The following is a 17,066-nucleotide window of genomic DNA, read 5'->3' on the forward strand; positions in this document are numbered from 1 at the left end:
TGGGGACAAGTCGGAGGGGTAACCCTAACAGGCGTGACCGTCCCCAGTTGAGACTCCTTCTCCCCTTGCGAGGAGTCGCCTCAGAGGTGCGGCCTCTCGCACCGACTCGCCGCCACCGCTAGGTTTCACGGTCGGGCAGCCCGCCCCGAAACCCATCTGGAACCGCATTGAACCTCGCCCCCGCCCTCGCAGCTCCTGGACGCGCCGACGACGTGCGCGCCGTGGTCGCGTGGCATCTGGGCTGGACCCTTGCGTCACTGCTGCTGATCCCCGCCGCTCACTGGCTGTCCCCCGCCCTGCAGGGCACGGTTCTGGCCGGTCTAATCGGCATGGTCCTGCCGGGTCTGGCGGGATTGTGGCTCGCCCGTAGCGATAGCCTCGGCGACCGGGCCCTGGTGCTGGGTGTCTGGAGCCTGGCCTCGGTGGCGGCCTCGGCCCTGTCCGGCGGCCTGACCGGATCCCTGTCCGCCTTCGTCTTCGCCCCCCTGGTCGCGGGCCTGCTGCTGGGCGGAAGAGTGCTGTCCCTGACCGGCGCCTTCGCCGTGGTCCTGTCGGCCCTCGTGGGGCTGATCTCGGTGCTTCTGGGCGGCGCGCCCGGCGACAGTCCGGCCCTGGCGACCACCGCCGCCGTGATCACCGGTCTGGGCGCGGTCGCCGCCATCCACATCGCCACCCGCCCCCGCGCCGACGTCCTGGGACAGGTTCAGGAGAACCTCGGCCGGGTCGAGAGCGTCCTCGCCGGCCAGCCCGGACTGACCCTGGTGATGGATCCCGACGGCCGGGTGCTGGGCGCGTACGGCACGCCGCCGCCCGCGCTCGACGTCGACGCCCTGTTCACCCAGGGGCTCATCGCCCAGGTCCACGCCCCGGACCGGACCATGGTCTCCGCCGCGCTGGAACGCGCCCGCGTCGGGCTGGAGGCGCAGGTCATCTTCGCGCCCCGCATCGCCCTGGACCGCCGGGTCACCGTCGTGCTGCGCCGTCTCGACGGCGCCGATGACAGCATCCGGCTGATCGCCCAGGCCTTTGACGGCACGCCCCAGTTCGCGCGCGAGTCCGGTCTCGAAAGCGCCCGCGCCGAGGCCGAGGCCCAGAACGCCGGCAAGACCCGCTTCCTCGCCAATATGAGCCACGAGCTGCGAACTCCGCTAAACGCCGTGCTCGGCTTCTCGGACATCATGCGCCAGCGGCTGTTCGGCCCCCTGCCCGACCGTTACGCCGACTATGCCGACAGCATCCACGAGGCCGGCGGCCACCTGCTGGACCTGATCAACGACGTGCTGGACGTCTCCAAGATCGAGGCCGAGCGCTATGAGCTGTCGATCGAGCGATTCGATGCGCGCGAGGCGGTTTCGGCCGCCCTGGCCCTGGTGCGGCTTTCGGCGACCGACAAGGGTGTCGACCTGAACGGAGTCCTGCCGCCCGAGTCCCTGATGGTCGAGGCCGACCAGCGAGCGCTCAAGCAGATGACGCTGAACCTCTTGTCCAACGCCATCAAATTCACCCCGGCGCGCGGCTCCGTCACCCTGACCATCGACGCGATCGGGCCGTATATGGAGCTGGTCGTCGCAGACACCGGCGTGGGCGTCGCGCCCGAGGACCTGCGCCGTCTGGGCCGTCCGTTCGAACAGGCGGGCGGGGCCGAGCAGAGGGCTCAAGGGACCGGTCTGGGCCTGTCTCTGGTGCGCGCCCTGTCGGAACTGCACGGCGGCCGGATGAGCATCGAGAGCACCCTCGGCGAGGGCACGGCGGTGACGGTGCGGATGCCGGTGGTCAGCCTGACGAAAGCCGCCCCGCCCGAGGGCGGGGCAGAGATCATCCCGCTGCACCCCGACTTCAACTCGGCCAACGACGCCGGCTGAACCGCCCTAGAGCGATCCCATGCCGATGAAGGCGCGCCCGGCGGCGAAGTCACCCGCCTCGAAGGTCGCCCGCGCCATACTGCCGTCACTGAACAGGAAATCGACCGCGAAGGGCTCGCGCGGGTCCAGCTTCGACAGGGCGTCAGCGGTGTCGGCGGGGAAGAGCCAGGCCTCGCCTTGCGTCTTCTCGGGCTGCAGCAGTCCCCTGTCGGCGGGCAGGTTTCCGGCGGCGAAGAAGGCCCGGCGCGCGGCTTCAGGCGGCATCAGGGCTACGCCGGGAGAGGTCATGTACGGATGCGGCGCGCGTTCGACGTCGCGCATCACAACCCGCGCCGCATAGGGACGCGACTGGCCGACGAAGGAGACCACGGCCTTCAGGGTCTGACGCTCGGCCCGGCCCTCGACATAGCCGAAGGTGACGGGCGAGCCGCCGACACGGGTCGTCTGCATCAGCCGCCAGGTGGCGCTGGAGAATTCGCTGCGGTCGGCGGTCCAGGCGGCGCGACCGCCGGGGAAGGTCATTTTCGCGATCCGCGACCAGCCATCGAAGGCGTCGCTGACGCGGGTGCGGACAGTGGCCAGTTCCCGATCGGCGCAAGGCGTGCGGGCGGCGCTGGTCCGCGCGCGCTCCGCGGTCTCGGCCAGGGCCACGTCGGTGGCGCCCGCACGGGCGGCCGCGCCGCGCGCCTGCCAGGCCGAGGCGGTCAGGGCGGTGGTGACGGCGGGCGCGAACAGCCGGCATTTGGCGTCGGCGGCCAGGACGAAGCTGCGCTCGTAATAGGGGGCCGTCGCATCCGCCAGGGCGGTGAACGGCGCCGCCAGCATCGCCATGGCGAGCACGGTGGTTCTGGCGTATCGGGTCGCAGGGGCAGTCCTCATGACCCCGACCGTAACCCCAAGGGCGTTCCGGTCCCGTTTCCGAGCAGGGTTAGCGATTTGCTTCTTTCCAGCGATCTCTGGGTCAGCGCCCTGATCCGCCGCGCCGAGCTGGCGGGGGCGAATGCGACCGTCGCCCGGCGTGGCGACCAACGCGCCGGCACCGTCATCGTCAAGGCGTACAACACCCTGGACCGCGCGGCCCGGCTCTATACCGAAGCCTTCGGCCCCGACGGCGAACGCCTGTGGATCCAGCCGGTGACCAGCGAGTTCGAAAGCGAGCTCGACGCCTATATCCAGCGCCAGATCGGCTACGACCCCGACATCTGGGTCGTCGAAATCGAGGACCGCGAGGGTCGCCACTTCATCACCGAGGACGTGGCGAAGACCTGATCTTCTTACATGCGCGCGAAGACGACCCGGTGGTCAGAATACCTTAACCGCGTTCGTGAACGGGACCGCAAGCGAGCCGCGCTACGGTGCAGTCATCGGCGAGAAACGTCGAGGTCTGGCGAGTAGAGCTTCATGCTGTTTCTTCTGAACGACGTCGTGTTCGATCTGGACGAGGCCACCCCGGTCACGCCTGCCGACGCGCGCCGGTTCGAGAAGCTGGGCTTCGACTATGTGCTGGAGCTCGGCTGCGAGCTGTTCGCCGAGGATCCGATGCTGCACCGGACCGATCCGGGCCGCGCGCGTCGTCTGGCCTGGCTGATCGCCGATCGCAGCCCCGAGATCAACGCCGCCCTGTTCGCTGCTCCGGAAGCCGACTGCGATCCCGATCTGGTCGAGCCCCGCTTCTGCGCCCTGCCCGAGGCTGTGATCAGCCAGCTGGGCCGTCAGGAGAAGCGCGGCCGCCTCGACGCCGTCGCCGCCGACCGCGCCGTCTGGAACCGCATGGCGGCCTGACAAGGCGCGCGTCAGGGTTGATCCCGACGCCTTCCTCGACCTACCCTGTCGCGAACAGGGTGGGGATCCGATCATGACTGGACAACAGCGTCGTCTTTGGCGCGCGATCGCGGCGGTGGTTGGCGCCGGAGCATGTCTCGCCGCTGTGGTGACGCCCGCTTCGGCGGAGTGGAAACGGGCGGAAAGCCCGCGCTTCATCCTTTACAGCGATGGAAGCGAGGCTTCGCTGCGCGAATTCGCCCAGGAGCTGGAAAGCTACGATCGGGTCATGCGGATTCTGATGAATCTGCCGATCGAACAAGACCCACCCCGGAAGCTCCCGATCTATCTGGTTCGCAACCATCGCGGGCTTGAAGCTGTCTGGCCGAACGTGCCGGACTCTATCGTCGGCTTCTACACGACGGGGGAGGAGGACATTTTCGCCGTCGCCTGGCGACAGCCGGACAATGACCTGGTCCTGCTGCATGAATATGGGCACCATTTCATGCTGCAGAATTTTGCGAACACGGCTTACCCGGCCTGGTTCGTCGAAGGCTTCGCCGAGTATTTCGCAACCGCCCAGGTTCGTACCGGCGCCGTCGACATCGGCCGCCCGAACGGAAATTCCGCGCTGTGGCTGACCGAGGGGCCTTCATGGGTCCCAATGTCGGACCTGCTGTCCAAACGCTTTTCCGAGGTCGATCGTGGGCGAGAAACCTATTATCCGGTCTCCTGGATCCTGACGCACTGGTTCATGAGCGATCCCGTCCGGAAACGCCAACTCGACGCCTATCTGGCCGACGTCAACGCGGGCGGGAATTCCGTAGAGGCCATGCAGCGCGCCACCGGTCTGAACCCTGACCAACTCCAACGCACCCTGAGAAGCTATATCGCCGGCCGCGCCCTGATCCGGCGGATCACCTACCCGTACCCCACTGTTCCGGTGACCGTGACATCAATGGGTCCGTCCGCGGACGCCATGCTGCTTCTTGGACAGCGCCTCAAACGCCCTGTCGCTGAAGACCAGCAGGCCGCACTTCTGCAACAGGTGCGGACCCTGGCGGGGCGATGGCCGGACGACGACCTGGCCCAGATCGCTTTGGCCCGGGCCGAACTGGAAATGGGCGACAAGGCTTTGGCGACCCAGGCCCTGACACGCATACTCGACCGCCAGCCCGCCAACGTCGAAGCCCTGCAAACGATGGCCGCCGTCCTGATGAAGGAGGCCGATGAAGATCAGGACGTCGACGCCTCGGAACGGCTCAGGGCGCAGGCCCGCGCCATGCTGGGCCGCGCCTACCGCGCCGACGACGCCAACTTCACCACCTTCTCGATGCTGGCGGACACGCGTCGCGGCCAACCCGGCTATCCGAACGACAATGATCTCGAGACCCTGAGTCTGGCGCATATTCTGGCGCCGCAACTTCCGGGCGCGAGATTCAACCTTGCGGCCGCGCTGATCTACAGGGGCGAAAAGGATGAGGCCGCTGCGGTGCTGCGGCCCTTGCTCAACGATCCGCACAACCCGGGCATTGCCGCCGCGGCGCGCAGGATGATCGAAGCCGCGCCGACGGAGGCGGGCTCCGCCGCTATACTCGACACCGGATCGGACGATACGTCCGAAGATCCCGAGACGCCGGGAGACTGAACTCCCGGTGACCGAAAGGCCTTCGTCCTAGACCAGGACGTTGAACACCACATGCACCACCAAGGCGGTGGCGACGATGAAGCCGAAGCCGCCCAGCACGCACATGAAGGGGTGGTTCGTCTTCTGGTGGTCTGAAGAGGCAGGCCGGGCGAAGGTGTCGTCCGAAGGGTCCAGCAGAGCCATGGTCGTTTCCTTGTTTCCCTCGCTGCGCCCGACTGCATGGCCGGAAACGTCTCGCGATTTCGGCAGAATGACTCCAAAAGCCCTTGGTGACGAGGGGTCTTTCGCGATTTTATCGACAGATCGTCGATAACGACTCCGCGCACGGCCCCAAACCGTGTTTTCCAACCTTCATGACAATGTCTGATTGCAAGGCTAACCATGGCGAACGTCATCGTTCGAAAGGTCTTCATGTCCGCGCTGTTCCGCCGCCTTGGCCTGGCTCTGATGCTCGCGGCCGCAACCCTCGGAGCGACGCCCGTTCATGCCGAATGGCGAAAGGCCGAAACCGACCGCTTCATCGTCTACAGCGAGGGCCCGGAGCGGGAACTGCGCGACAAGGTGCAGATGCTGCACCGTTTCGACCGGCTGGTGCGCGCGCCGTTCGGTCTGTCCGACGCCCCGCCGGCGCGTCGCCTGACCATCCTTCTGGTTTCGGGGCGCGGCGGGATGGAGGCCATTTATCCGAACGTGCCTCGCAACATCGGCGGCTGGTATTCATCTACCGAGCAGGACATCTACGCCGCTCTTGACCGGCGCAGCGACGACAAGGTCCTGCTTCATGAATACACGCATCACGTGATGCGCCAGAACTTCCCGATCGCCATGCCCGCCTGGTTCAGCGAGGGGGTCGCGGAGTTCTACATGACCGCGCGGATCGACGATCGCGAGACGCGCGTGGGGTTCCGCGACGATGGGCGGGTGGCGACTCTGAACGCCCTGCCGTGGTTACCGATGGACCGGCTGCTGACCCGACGCGCCCTGAACAGCGACCCCCGGCAGATGGCGGCCTTCTACGCCCAATCCTGGCTGCTCACCCACTATCTGGTCAGCGACACCGGCCGCCGAGCCCGGCTGGAAGCCTATCTCAAGGCCGTTTCGGAGGGCGTGCCCCCGATGGAGGCCGTCCAGCCCGCCTTCGGCATGTCTCCGGAAGACCTGCAGAGCGCACTGCGGCGGTATCAGAATGGCTCCATGCCCTACGCCACCTATCCGACGCCGGCCGCGGACGATGTGCCGATGACAATCGAGACCCTGCCGCCCTCTGCCGACGAACTCTTCCCCCTGTCGATCCGGCTCAACTATGCGCAGCGCGGCGATGACGGTCCCCGCATGTTGGCCCGCGTCCGGGCGGCCCAGGCGCGATGGCCCACGGATCGCCTCGCCAATATGACCCTGGCCAAGGCCGAGGTCGCCTGGGGAACGCCCGAGGCGGCCGAAACCGCGCTGAACACGGTCCTGTCGGGTGATCCGGCCGACACCGAAGCCCTGCGCTGGCTGGCCCGGCTGCGCCAGACCGCGGCGGGTGTGGCCGCCCAGGCCGGCGACGTCGAAACCCAGGCGCAGAGGAACGGCGAGGCCCGCGCCTTCCTCGCCCGCGCCATGAACGCCGATCCCGACGATTACCGAATCTATCTGGCCCTGGCGCGCACCCGCCGGTATTCGCCCGGGTATCCCAACGCCAACGACCTTGCGACCTGGAGCCTGGCGTCCCAACTGGCGCCCCAGGTCGGCGCCGTTCGCTGGGAAGCCGCCGAGGCCTTCAGCCGCGCGGGCGAGAACGAAACGGCGATCGCCCTTCTGCTGCCGCTCGCCAGCGATCCCCACGGCGGTCCGGCGGCCGCCCAGGCCCGGGCCCGGCTGGAAAGCTTGCGGCCGGATGGCGAGGCGGCGGATGAGGTCGCGCCGCCCGAGGAAGTCCCCACGGGCGCATCTGGGGGCTCGCCCGACGTTGCTCCGGATGGCGATGCGGGCTAGTCCCCCGCGACCATGTCGAAACTGACCCTGCCTGAAGAGGCCGCCCGCCGGCGGACCTTCGCCATCATCGCCCACCCGGACGCCGGCAAGACCACCTTGACCGAGCACCTTCTGCTGGCCGGCGGGGCCATCCGTGCGGCGGGCGCCGTGCGGGCGCGCGGCGAGAACCGGCGCACCCAGTCGGACTGGATGAAGATCGAGAAGGAGCGCGGCATCTCGGTTTCCGCCTCGGTCATGACGTTCGAGCACGACGGAAAGATGTTCAACCTGCTCGACACCCCCGGGCACGAGGACTTCTCGGAAGACACCTATCGCACCCTGACCGCCGCCGACTGCGCCATCATGGTGCTGGACGCCGCCAAGGGTATCGAGCCCCAGACCCTGAAGCTGTTCGAGGTCTGCCGCCTGCGCGACATCCCGATCATCACCTTCATCAATAAGCTGGACCGCGAGGCCCTGGACCCGATGGAGCTGCTGGACCAGATCGCGTCCCAGCTGCAGCTCGACCCCGCTCCGATCTGGTGGCCGGCCCAGAGCGGCAACCGCCTGCGCGGCATGATCGAGGTCGGGACCGGCAACTTCCAGCCCTACGCCCGCAAGGTCCCCGGCGCGGTCGAGGACGCGGGCCACCCTGAGGCCCTGCACATTGACGCCGCCTCGCAGCATTTCGAGGCGGGCGAGCTGACGGAGCTGCGCGAGGCCGCGGAACTGGTCGAGGGCGGCTATCCGGCCTTCAATCACCAGAGCTTCCTCGAAGGGCATATGACGCCGATCCTGTGGGGCTCGGCCCTGCGTCACTTCGGCATCGACGAACTGCTCAAGGCGATCGGCGACTGGGCCCCGCCGCCCAAGACCATGAAGGCCCAGAAGGCCGCCCCGCCCGAGACCCGTAACGCCCCCGCCCCCGTCGACCTGACCGTCGAGCCGGGCGCGAACGAGGTCACGGGCTTCGTCTTCAAGGTCCAGGCGAACATGGACCCCAACCACCGCGATCGCATCGCCATGTTCCGCATGGCCTCGGGCAGCTTCAAGCGCGGCATGAAGCTGAAGGTCCAGAACACCGGCAAGCAGCTGTCGGTGAACGCCCCCATCATGTTCTTCGCCTCGGACCGCGAACTGGCCGAGGACGCCTTCGCCGGCGACGTCATCGGCATTCCGAACCACGGTGTCCTGCGCGTCGGCGATAGCCTGTCCGAGACCGGCATGGTCCGCTTCGCCGGCCTGCCCAACTTCGCCCCGGAGATCCTGCAGCGGGTGCGGGTCAAGGATCCGCTCAAGGCCAAGCACCTGAAGAAGGCGCTGGACGGCCTGGCCGAGGAAGGCGTGACCCAGCTGTTCCGCCCGGAACTGGGCGCGGACTTCATCGTCGGCGCCGTGGGCCAGCTGCAGTTCGAGGTCATGGCCGACCGGCTGGGCGAGGAATACGGTCTGGAGGTCATCTTCGAACCCAGCCCCTACGCCGAAGCCCGCTGGATCGACGGCTCCGACGCCGACATCGAGGACTTCAGCTCCAAATACCGCTCCCAGATGGCCCGCGACATCGATCAGGCCCCGGTCTTCCTGGCCAAGTCGAGCTGGGAGACGGGCTATGTGATGGAGCGCTTCCCCAAGGTGGCTTTCACCAAGACGAAGGAACGCGGGTAGCCCGGCAGGCGGAACCGATGCCGGCTTGAGGACTTTAGCTCCGCATAACGCGGGCCGCTGATCGCGGCGTCGCTTCCGCCCGATCCTCCAACCGGGCCAGAGAACGGGGATAACCTTCAGGGTTCCCCGCAAAGGACTTCGGGTTAAGCCTGATGGGCCTTCCTTCCGCCATGTGCTCATGCTTCTGTGACGCTTCGAAACGGCGCAAGCGTCGTGGAGGATCACATGACTGCGACCATCGCCGGCTTCATGGCCGCCCTGACCGCAACGGCCCTGAATGCCGCCATGAGCACCGCGGCGCAGACCGCGCCGGCGCCGACGCTCATCTCCTATGACGAGACGGTCCGATGCGCGGGCGTGACCCAGGCAGCCTCGGAACTCGAGGGCGGGGAAACGGCCGAGGGCAAGGCCCTGTCGGATTCGGCTCTCTACTGGTCGCTGGCCGCGACCCAGGCCGCCCAGGCCTCAAACCGGAACGCCAACGTCGCCGACGCCGACCAGAACCGCGCCCGCATCCGGGCCGTGCAGCAGCTCAACGCTGGCGACGCTGATGCGAAGGCGGCCTTGCAGCGGTGCCGCGCACGAACGCCGGACCTGGGGTGACACCCGATGGCGGACGACCCGGCTTATCCCGACAAAGCTGAGCTGAACCGCCGAACCGGCCCTGCGTTTGCGTGGAGCCCCTCAGGACCGCCCCCGCGGTCCCGAAGCGGGACGACCGAGAGGCTGACGAGGCGCATGTTCGAGTTCGGAAGAGATCTGAGACGGCTGTTCGCCCAGGCGCGCGAGAGCGAGGACCTGAGCTGGCTGGAGCTGATCGGCGTGGACCTTCTGGCCGTCGAGGCGCGTCAGCAATGCACCGACGCAGGCCGGGTATCCTGCGCCAAGCCGCATCCCGCCTGGCTGCGCGGGGCCGCCCTGTGGCGCGAGCATGCGCGTCGCACCGGCTCGGCCGACAGTATTCGCAAGGCCCTGGGCGCCGCGCTCGACGCCGCCCGCCAAGCGAAGACCACCGAAGAGATCGCCCGGGCCGCGGTCGAGAAGGCCCTGACCCTGCTGCTCCGTTTCGACCTGTCGGGTGGCCGCGAGGTTCTGGACATGGCCGCCGAGGCCGTGCCGGGGACGCGGGATTGCCGGCCCGCGACGGTCGCCCTCATCTCCGCCGTCCACGCCCGCATCCGGATGCGTCAGGCCCGGTTCGAGGATGACGGCAAGGGTCTGATGGCCGCCGCCGCCCTGCTGGACGCCGCCATCCATGAGATGGACCGCACCCGGGCCGGCAACCTCGACGAGATCCGCATGGACCGCGCGGCCCTGGCGCTGGAAGTCGGGGTCGACCGCCGCGATCCGAACCTGCTGGACCAGGCCGGGCGCGAACTGCTGCGTCTGGTCGAGAGCGCCTCGCCCGACTACCGCCCCCTGACCCGCGCCCGGGCCCTGACCCTGTGCGGGGCCGGCATGGCCGCGCTCGGCGCCCTGGCCGACAACGAGGCCGCCCGCGAACAGGGCCGGGCCATGTTCGACGCCGCCGCCGACCAGTTCACCCCCGACCACAGCCCGCTGGACTGGGTCGTGATCCAGATCGTGCGCGGCGGCACCCCGGGCGCCGTCTCGCTCGCCGCCCTGCGTCAGGCCGAGGCCCTGACTGCCGGCCAGCATCTGGTCGTCGGCGCCATGGCCCGCGACATGCTGATCGAGGGCGAGATCGCCGCCGCGACCTCCGTCGGTGACGTGCCGCGCCTGACCGATGTCGAGACCGCCGCCCGCATCCGGCTGGCCAGCAACCCGTCCGATCTGGACTGGGCCGTCGACCAGATCGCCATGGCCCGGATCGCCCGCGCCCGCGCCCTGCTGACCGGCTTCGACGCCAGCGCCTCGTCCCTGGCCCTGCTGGAGGCCGCCGAGGTCGCCACCGACCACGGCCTGCCCGACCTCGCCGCCCGCGCCCGGTCCCTGCTGGCGGTGCGGCTGAACGCCTGACATCTGCTGGCCGTCCCGCGACGGTATGCTAGCTCTGGCGGATGCTGAACCGTCTGCCCTGGATGCTGGTCCTGTTCCGCCTCGCGGCCGGACCCGCCATGATCGGCCTCGCCGTCCTCGGCCGGCCGGGCCTGTGCGCCCTGTTGCTGGCGCTCGGCGTTCTGTCTGACATCTTCGACGGGATCATCGCCAGACGACTGAAGGTGGCGACCGAGGCCCTGCGCACCTGGGACAGCCGCGCCGACGTGATCTTCTGGATTTCGGCCTTCGCCGCGGTCGCCATCGCCCGCCCCGGGCTGATCCCCCTGCTCTGGCCCGCCGCCGCCCTGATCGCGGCGCTGGAGATCGCCAATCATCTGGTCAGCTTCGCCCGCTTCCGCCGCGAGGCCTCGCCGCACCACTATCTGTCCAAGCTGTTCGGACTGGGTCTGTGGGCCCTGGTCGCCCAGGCCCTGTTGACCGGCGCCGTCCTGCCGACGCTGTGGATCGTCCTCGCCCTGGGCGTCGCCTCCCAGATCGAAGCCTTCGCCATCACGATGCGGCTCAGGGAATGGCGCTGCGACGTGCCGTCGGTGTTCAGTCTGAAGGGCTGAGGCGATCGGCGAACCGTTGGCGCAGTGACATGAAAAAACGGGCGCCAAACCCTGCCACACTGACTCTCCTATTGAGGAAAATCAGTGGCTTGTCCGATTGCCAGATTGGCACCCTGCCAGATTATGCGAAATTCCGGCTGCCTGCGGACAAACCCTGAACCGCTGCCTCGACATGTCAAAGACCGTCGCGGCGACATGGGCCGGCCGTGTGGAGAGCGCAAGGCCCAGTCAGGAATAAATTCCTGGTCCAGCTATCCCGTAGCGGCGCCTGATGCATGGACCGGTCTGATGTCCGGTTTCCAGCGGGGCACCGATGTCGCAGATCGACCCATTGCGGACGTTCGGCCAAGCTGCTCTGATTGCCATCAGAGAGTGTGAATCTACACCGGGATAAAGCTTATGGTTCGAAGCAGATCTGTGTTGATGGCGATGCTTTTCTCGGTGGCATTAGCGGGGTGTACGCCATCCGCGTCCAGCACAACCGTCAAAATCTGGGGTGCGCCCGGCGCGGTAGAGGCCTTTGTTGATACGGAGAAAGCGCGCCGGACTGACGTGGAGGTGTCGCACGTGGCCGGTGAGGATCATGCCGTGTTCAGGTTGACCAGCGCGAATGAAGGATACGAGATCAGCAAGCGCGCCATTGAGGCTCGACTTAGCGTTCAGTCCAAATCCCAAGGCTGAAGGTTGTGTCCTCTTCCCACCCACAGCGGACGTTCCGACGGCCCGGTTTGGGAAACGCCTGATCGGTCGCGGGCAAAGCGCCCCGGCCGGGACCGAACCCCGACCTACCCACCCATCGCGACAAAGGCGCCGTTCCTGAAGCCTGGCTTGCCGTAGGCCATGCGCTGGCCGTCAGCGCCGAGGACGCGGCCGCCCGCGGCTTCCAGCACGGCCTGACCGGCGGCGGTGTCCCACTCGTGGGTCGGGCCGGTGCGCGGATAGGCGTCGAAACGGCCCTCGGCGATCAGGCAGAATTTCAGCGAGGAATCCGTGCCCTGCCACTGGGTGCAGCCGTGGCGGGCGGCCAGACGGGCGGCCTCTTCATCGGTCACGCTGTGGCTGAGAAGGGCGATCCCCTCCTCGGGCCGGTTCCGGACCTTGATGGCGGTCCAGGCTTCGCCGAAGCGGCGGCGCTGGGCGCCGTCGGGGCCGAGCCGCCAGCTGGTCGCGGTCGCGGGCGCCGAGACCACCCCGGCGACGGGAAAGCCGTCCTCGATCAGGGCGATGTTGACGGTGAAGCTTTCCTTGCCGGCGATGAAGCCCTTGGTGCCGTCCAGCGGATCGATGAGCCAGAAGCGCTTGGCCGCCGCCTCGGGCGCGCCGTCGGCGGCCACAGCCTCTTCGGCGACCGTCTGAACCCCGGGATAGAGGGCGTTCAGCCGCTCCAGGATCAGGGCCTCGGCCTGCTGGTCGGCGAGGGTGACGGGGCTGTCGTCGGACTTGGTGGTCACGGTCACGCCGGACCGCCAGTAGGGCAGGATCACCCGCGCGGCTTCTTCGGCGATGTCGGCGATGGCGTCGTGCAGGGCGCCGGAAGCGAGGTCCCGGGTCAGATTCTTGGTCATGGGGCGGGTCGATAGCCGATCCGACCGGTTTCGCGAACCGGCAAATCACCCCAGTTTGCGCAGCCACCTCTCCGCGGGCCGAAAAAAGAAGCTTCATGACCGACGATCTGACCATCGACGTAAACGCCGAACTGTCCGGCGCCGAACTGGCCACTTATATCGCCGCCAAGCTGTGCCACGACTTCGTCAGCCCGGCCGGAGCGATCAATTCGGGCCTGGACCTGCTCAACGATCCGTCCGCCGCCGACATGCGCGACGACGCGCTCGGCCTGATCACCCAGAGCGCCTCCAAGCTGCTCTCCCTTGTCTATTTCTGCCGGGTGGCCTTCGGCGCGGCGACCACCAGCGAGCGGTTCACCGGCGACGAGCTCAAGGCCCTGGTCGCGGGGATGATCGAGGGCGGACGGGCGACCATGGACTGGCGGGTGTCGGAAACGGATTTCGACAAGCCCTCGGCCCGGGCCCTGCTCAACCTCGCCTATCTGACCGCCGGCGCCCTGCCGTCGGGCGGCGAGGCGGTGATCACCAGCCGGCGCGACGGCGACACCCTGATCCTGACCGGTCTGGCCGAGGGCGCGCGCGCCCGGCTCAAGCCCGAGGCCATCACCGGCCTGTCGGGCGAACGGCTCAAGGAAGGCCTGGCCGGACAGTGGATCCAGCCCTACTGGCTGTGGCTGACGGCCCATGAAGCCGGTGGCAGCCTGAGCGTGATCGCCGAGGAAGGCCGCGTAGCGCTGGTCGCCCGGATGCCCGCTTAATCCCTTTTCCCAACGTCCCGTTAACCGGCGTAAAGCGATAATAACCTTGAAGTGAGGGCGCTTTAGGCCCCGCTGGAGACCCCGGACTTGGACGCCAGAACCTGCCTTATCGTCGACGACAGCCGGATCATCCGGAAGGTCGCGCGGCGCATCGTGGAAGGGCTGGGTTTCGAGGTCGATGAGGCCGCCGACGGCGCCGAGGCCCTGTCCTACTGCGCCTCTGTCATGCCCGACATCGTCCTGCTGGACTGGAACATGCCCGTCATGGACGGCCTGACCTTCCTGCGGCGTCTGCGCGCCCAGACGGGCGGGAATACGCCCAAGGTGCTGTTCTGCACCATTGAGACCGCGCCCGATCGGATCGCCGAGGCGCTGGCCGCCGGCGCCGACGACTATGTGATGAAGCCGTTCGACGGCGAAATCCTGCAATCCAAACTGGCGGAGGTGGGAGCCGTCTGAGGACGTCTTCTGGATAAGCCATGACCCAGGACGATTTCGAACGCCTCCAGACGCTGCTGGCCTCCCGGGCCGGCTTCCGCCTGACGCGCGACCGGATTCATCTGGCCGAACACCGCCTGGCCCCCGTGGCCCGCCGCGAAGGCTTCGACAGCGTTGACGCCCTGCTGTCCGCCCTCTGGGCCAAGCCGGTCGCCTCGTTGGGCTGGGCTGTCATCGAGACCATGCTGAACCCGGAGACCTGGTTCCGTCGCGACCGGGCCCCGTTCGACACCTTCTCCCGCGAACTCCTGCCCGCCATCGGCCGGGTGCGTGAAAACGGACTGGTGCGCGTCTGGTCGGCGGGCTGCTCCAACGGTCAGGAGGCCTGGTCCCTGGCCATGGGCGGGCTCGAGGCCGGGGCCAATGTCGAGATTCTCGCCACCGACCTGTCGCAACGCGCCATCGAGCGAGCCCGGGCCGGCAGCTACACCACCTTCGAAATCCAGCGCGGCCTGTCGGCCTCGGCAATGCTGCGCTGGTTCGAACCGTCCGACGAACAATGGGCCGCCCGCGAGGAGTTGCGCCGGGTCGTGCAGTTCGAGCGCGCCAATCTGCTGGACGAGCCGGTCGCCGGCGCCCCGCGCTTCGACGTCATCTTCTGCCGCAATGTCCTGAACGACATGGATCCGTCGAAACGCGGCATGGTCATCGAGGGGCTGGAGCGGCGTCTGGTCGACGACGGCTGCCTGTTCCTGGGCGCCGACGAGCGGCTGGAGGGGGACACGGTCGCCTTCCGCCCGGTCAACGGTCGCCGCGGCCTGTTCGTGAAGGCGCCGTCCGCGCTCAGCCGCGCCGCCTGATTCCGCGCAGCCCATTCCGGCATTCTGGCAGGCGAACCGGCTTCCCAAACCATCGTCCGCCCACCTACAGTCTCCTCTCTGATCGGAGGGGATCATCTCATGCGGCTCGCCCTGCTTCTCGGCTCGCTGGCGCTTGCGCTGTTCATCGGCGTCATCGCCCTGCAGACGCCGTCGCCCAGAGGGCCGGAGACGCCGGCGACCGCCTTCTCCACCGCTCGTGCGATGACGGATGTGCGCATCATCGCGGCCAAACCCCATCCGCTGGGATCGCCCGAACACGAGGCGGTGCGCGGCTATCTGTTCGGGCGAATGACGGCGCTGGGCCTGAACCCCGCCCTGCAGTCCGGTCCCCTTGGCGAGGCCGCCATGAAGCGCCTGACCCGATGGGGCCTCGATCCGTCCAGGCCGGCCATCAGCCTGATCGGCGTCCTGCCCGGCCGTGATCCGTCAAAGCCCGCCGTGGTCCTGATGGCCCACTATGACAGCGTCGCAGGATCGCCGGGCGCCGCCGATGACACGGCCGGGGTCGCGGCCATTCTGGAAGCGGTGCGCGCCATCAAGGCGCGCGGGGCCGCCGAGCGCGACCTGATCGTCCTGATCACCGACGGCGAGGAGCTGGGTCTGGACGGGGCCCGCAACTTCTTCACCAGCCATCCCTTGCGCGGTCATGCCGGGGCCATCGTCAATCTGGAGGCCCGGGGCGGCGGCGGCCGCGCCATGATGTTCGAAACCGGCCCCGGCAATCGCCAGACCATCGACCTGTTCACCCGCGCAGCGGCCAAGGCCGACGGCGGGGCGACCAGCAACTCGCTGGCGGTGCTGATCTATGCGCTGATGCCCAACGGCACCGACTTCACCGTGCCGCGCAAACAGGGGCTGCCGGGGATCAACCTCGCCTTTATCGGCCGCCCGGCCCAGTACCACTCCCCGACCTCGACGCCGGATGCTCTGGATCAGGGCAGCGTCCAGCATATCGGCTCACAGGCGCTGGAGGCGACCGACGCCCTGCTGCGCGCCCCCGCCCTGCCCGCCGCCGGCGAGAGCCGGGTCTATGCCGACGTCCTCGACCATCTGATCTTCGCCCATGCGCCGGCGACGGGCTGGGTCCTGCTGGCGATCACGGCGGCCCTGTTCCTGTTCGCCTTCTGGGGCGGGCGGCACGCCACGGCCCTGAGCGCGGCCGACGTCGGGCGCGGGCTGCTGGGCGGGCTGTGGCTGCTGACGACCGGCCTCGTCCTGGCCCAGGCCGTGCGGCTGCTGGCCGGGCCGATGTCGACCCGGGTGGCCTCGGCCGACACCTACTATGTCCTGCTGCGGCGCCTGCCGTGGATCGAAGGCGGGGTGGCCCTGACCATCCTCGCCGTGGCTCTGGCGGCCCTGGCCGGACGCGACATCGTCGGGCGGCGGGTGCTGGCGGGCGTAATCATCGGCGCAACCCTGCTGGCCACGGTCATGGACGGGTTCAACCCGGTCCTGACCGGCGCGGCCGTCATCGCCGTGGGTCTCAGCCTGTGGTCGCAGGCCGCGCCGCGCTCGGTCTGGGGCGGCTGGCTGGGCCTGATCCTGCTGATCGGTCTGCTCGGCGCCGGACTTCAGGCCGTCGCCCCCGAAGCGGCCTTCCTGCTGGTCTGGCCCGCACTGGCGGCGGCGGCGGCAGCGGCGCTGTCGGCCCTGATCGGGGCTCGGCTCGTCTCGAAGGCTTCGCTGATCCCGGCAGCGCTGGTCACGGTCGTCGGCGGCGGCTGGATCGTCAGCCTCGCCCATCCGGTCTTCCTGGGCATCGGCATGGACCTGCCCGGCGTCCTGGTCCCGCTCAGTCTCCTGATCCTGATGTTCGTCCGCCCCCTGGCTCCGCCGCAGGTGGCGCGCGCCCTGGCCGGATGCGCCGCGGCCTGTCTGATCTTCGCCTGCGGGGTGTCGATGACGGCGCGCTTCGCCGAGCCGATGGATGCGCCGGCGCCCGGGGCCTCGGTCGGATGA

The 17,066-nt window shown here is 68.6% G+C and carries 16 protein-coding genes; 13 read left to right on the forward strand and 3 right to left on the reverse strand.

Annotated elements, in window-relative coordinates:
- Positions 1-167 precede the first annotated feature (167 nt).
- Positions 168-1,862, forward strand: coding sequence for an ATP-binding protein (locus AC07U0_RS07105; RefSeq protein WP_494719332.1), 1,695 nt, complete (start codon positions 168-170; stop codon positions 1,860-1,862).
- A 6-nt stretch (positions 1,863-1,868) separates the two neighbouring features.
- Here AC07U0_RS07105 and AC07U0_RS07110 read toward each other — a convergent pair whose 3' ends face one another.
- Positions 1,869-2,741, reverse strand: coding sequence for a hypothetical protein (locus AC07U0_RS07110; RefSeq protein WP_494719333.1), 873 nt, complete (start codon positions 2,739-2,741; stop codon positions 1,869-1,871).
- A 57-nt stretch (positions 2,742-2,798) separates the two neighbouring features.
- On the opposite strand from AC07U0_RS07110, the gene AC07U0_RS07115 reads away from it, so the two are divergent.
- The 3 genes from AC07U0_RS07115 to AC07U0_RS07125 all read left to right on the forward strand — a co-directional run bounded on the left by AC07U0_RS07115 (position 2,799) and on the right by AC07U0_RS07125 (position 5,271).
- On the forward strand, positions 2,799-3,131 hold the full coding sequence (locus AC07U0_RS07115) for a DUF1491 family protein (protein ID WP_494719334.1): 333 nt from the start codon (positions 2,799-2,801) through the stop codon (positions 3,129-3,131).
- A 132-nt stretch (positions 3,132-3,263) separates the two neighbouring features.
- Positions 3,264-3,644, forward strand: coding sequence for a hypothetical protein (locus tag AC07U0_RS07120; protein ID WP_494719335.1), 381 nt, complete (start codon positions 3,264-3,266; stop codon positions 3,642-3,644).
- Positions 3,645-3,717: 73 nt separating this feature from the next.
- Positions 3,718-5,271 (forward strand): tetratricopeptide repeat protein, encoded by a 1,554-nt coding sequence (locus tag AC07U0_RS07125; protein WP_494719336.1) that lies wholly within the window; start codon positions 3,718-3,720, stop codon positions 5,269-5,271.
- 27 nt (positions 5,272-5,298) lie between these two features.
- Here the strand turns inward: AC07U0_RS07125 and AC07U0_RS07130 are convergent, their stop codons facing one another.
- Positions 5,299-5,454, reverse strand: a complete 156-nt coding sequence (locus tag AC07U0_RS07130; protein ID WP_494719337.1) for a hypothetical protein — start codon at positions 5,452-5,454, stop codon at positions 5,299-5,301.
- Positions 5,455-5,682: 228 nt separating this feature from the next.
- Between AC07U0_RS07130 and AC07U0_RS07135 the strand changes: the two genes are divergently transcribed.
- The 5 genes from AC07U0_RS07135 (at position 5,683) to AC07U0_RS07155 (ending at position 11,465) form a co-directional block, all read left to right on the forward strand.
- Positions 5,683-7,248 (forward strand): hypothetical protein, encoded by a 1,566-nt coding sequence (locus AC07U0_RS07135; protein WP_494719338.1) that lies wholly within the window; start codon positions 5,683-5,685, stop codon positions 7,246-7,248.
- Between the two features lie 12 nt (positions 7,249-7,260).
- Positions 7,261-8,892, forward strand: a complete 1,632-nt coding sequence (locus AC07U0_RS07140) for a peptide chain release factor 3 (protein ID WP_494719339.1) — start codon at positions 7,261-7,263, stop codon at positions 8,890-8,892.
- A gap of 225 nt (positions 8,893-9,117) precedes the next feature.
- A complete protein-coding gene (locus AC07U0_RS07145) occupies positions 9,118-9,495 on the forward strand; it encodes a hypothetical protein (RefSeq protein WP_494719340.1) in 378 nt (125 codons plus the stop codon).
- 135 nt (positions 9,496-9,630) lie between these two features.
- Positions 9,631-10,872, forward strand: coding sequence for a hypothetical protein (locus AC07U0_RS07150; RefSeq protein ID WP_494719341.1), 1,242 nt, complete (start codon positions 9,631-9,633; stop codon positions 10,870-10,872).
- 41 nt (positions 10,873-10,913) lie between these two features.
- On the forward strand, positions 10,914-11,465 hold the full coding sequence (locus AC07U0_RS07155; RefSeq protein WP_494719342.1) for a CDP-alcohol phosphatidyltransferase family protein: 552 nt from the start codon (positions 10,914-10,916) through the stop codon (positions 11,463-11,465).
- A gap of 785 nt (positions 11,466-12,250) precedes the next feature.
- On the opposite strand, the gene cysQ is transcribed toward AC07U0_RS07155, so the two are convergent.
- Positions 12,251-13,030 (reverse strand): 3'(2'),5'-bisphosphate nucleotidase CysQ, encoded by a 780-nt coding sequence (cysQ, locus tag AC07U0_RS07160; RefSeq protein WP_494719343.1) that lies wholly within the window; start codon positions 13,028-13,030, stop codon positions 12,251-12,253.
- A 95-nt stretch (positions 13,031-13,125) separates the two neighbouring features.
- Here cysQ and chpT point away from each other — a divergent pair, with 95 nt between their 5' ends.
- The 4 genes from chpT to AC07U0_RS07180 all read left to right on the forward strand — a co-directional run bounded on the left by chpT (position 13,126) and on the right by AC07U0_RS07180 (position 17,066).
- On the forward strand, positions 13,126-13,788 hold the full coding sequence (gene chpT, locus AC07U0_RS07165) for a histidine phosphotransferase ChpT (RefSeq protein WP_494719344.1): 663 nt from the start codon (positions 13,126-13,128) through the stop codon (positions 13,786-13,788).
- Between the two features lie 87 nt (positions 13,789-13,875).
- Positions 13,876-14,247 carry a response regulator gene (locus tag AC07U0_RS07170; protein ID WP_494719345.1) on the forward strand — a complete coding sequence of 124 codons (372 nt, stop codon included), beginning with the start codon at positions 13,876-13,878 and terminating at the stop codon, positions 14,245-14,247.
- 20 nt (positions 14,248-14,267) lie between these two features.
- The gene (locus AC07U0_RS07175) at positions 14,268-15,086 is read left to right on the forward strand and encodes a CheR family methyltransferase (protein ID WP_494719346.1); all 819 of its coding nucleotides are present in this window, start codon (positions 14,268-14,270) and stop codon (positions 15,084-15,086) included.
- 99 nt (positions 15,087-15,185) lie between these two features.
- Complete coding sequence (locus tag AC07U0_RS07180; RefSeq protein ID WP_494719347.1) at positions 15,186-17,066, forward strand: M20/M25/M40 family metallo-hydrolase; 1,881 nt, start codon at positions 15,186-15,188, stop codon at positions 17,064-17,066.

It is taken from the genome of Brevundimonas sp. GW821-FHT02A10 (assembly GCF_059422025.1).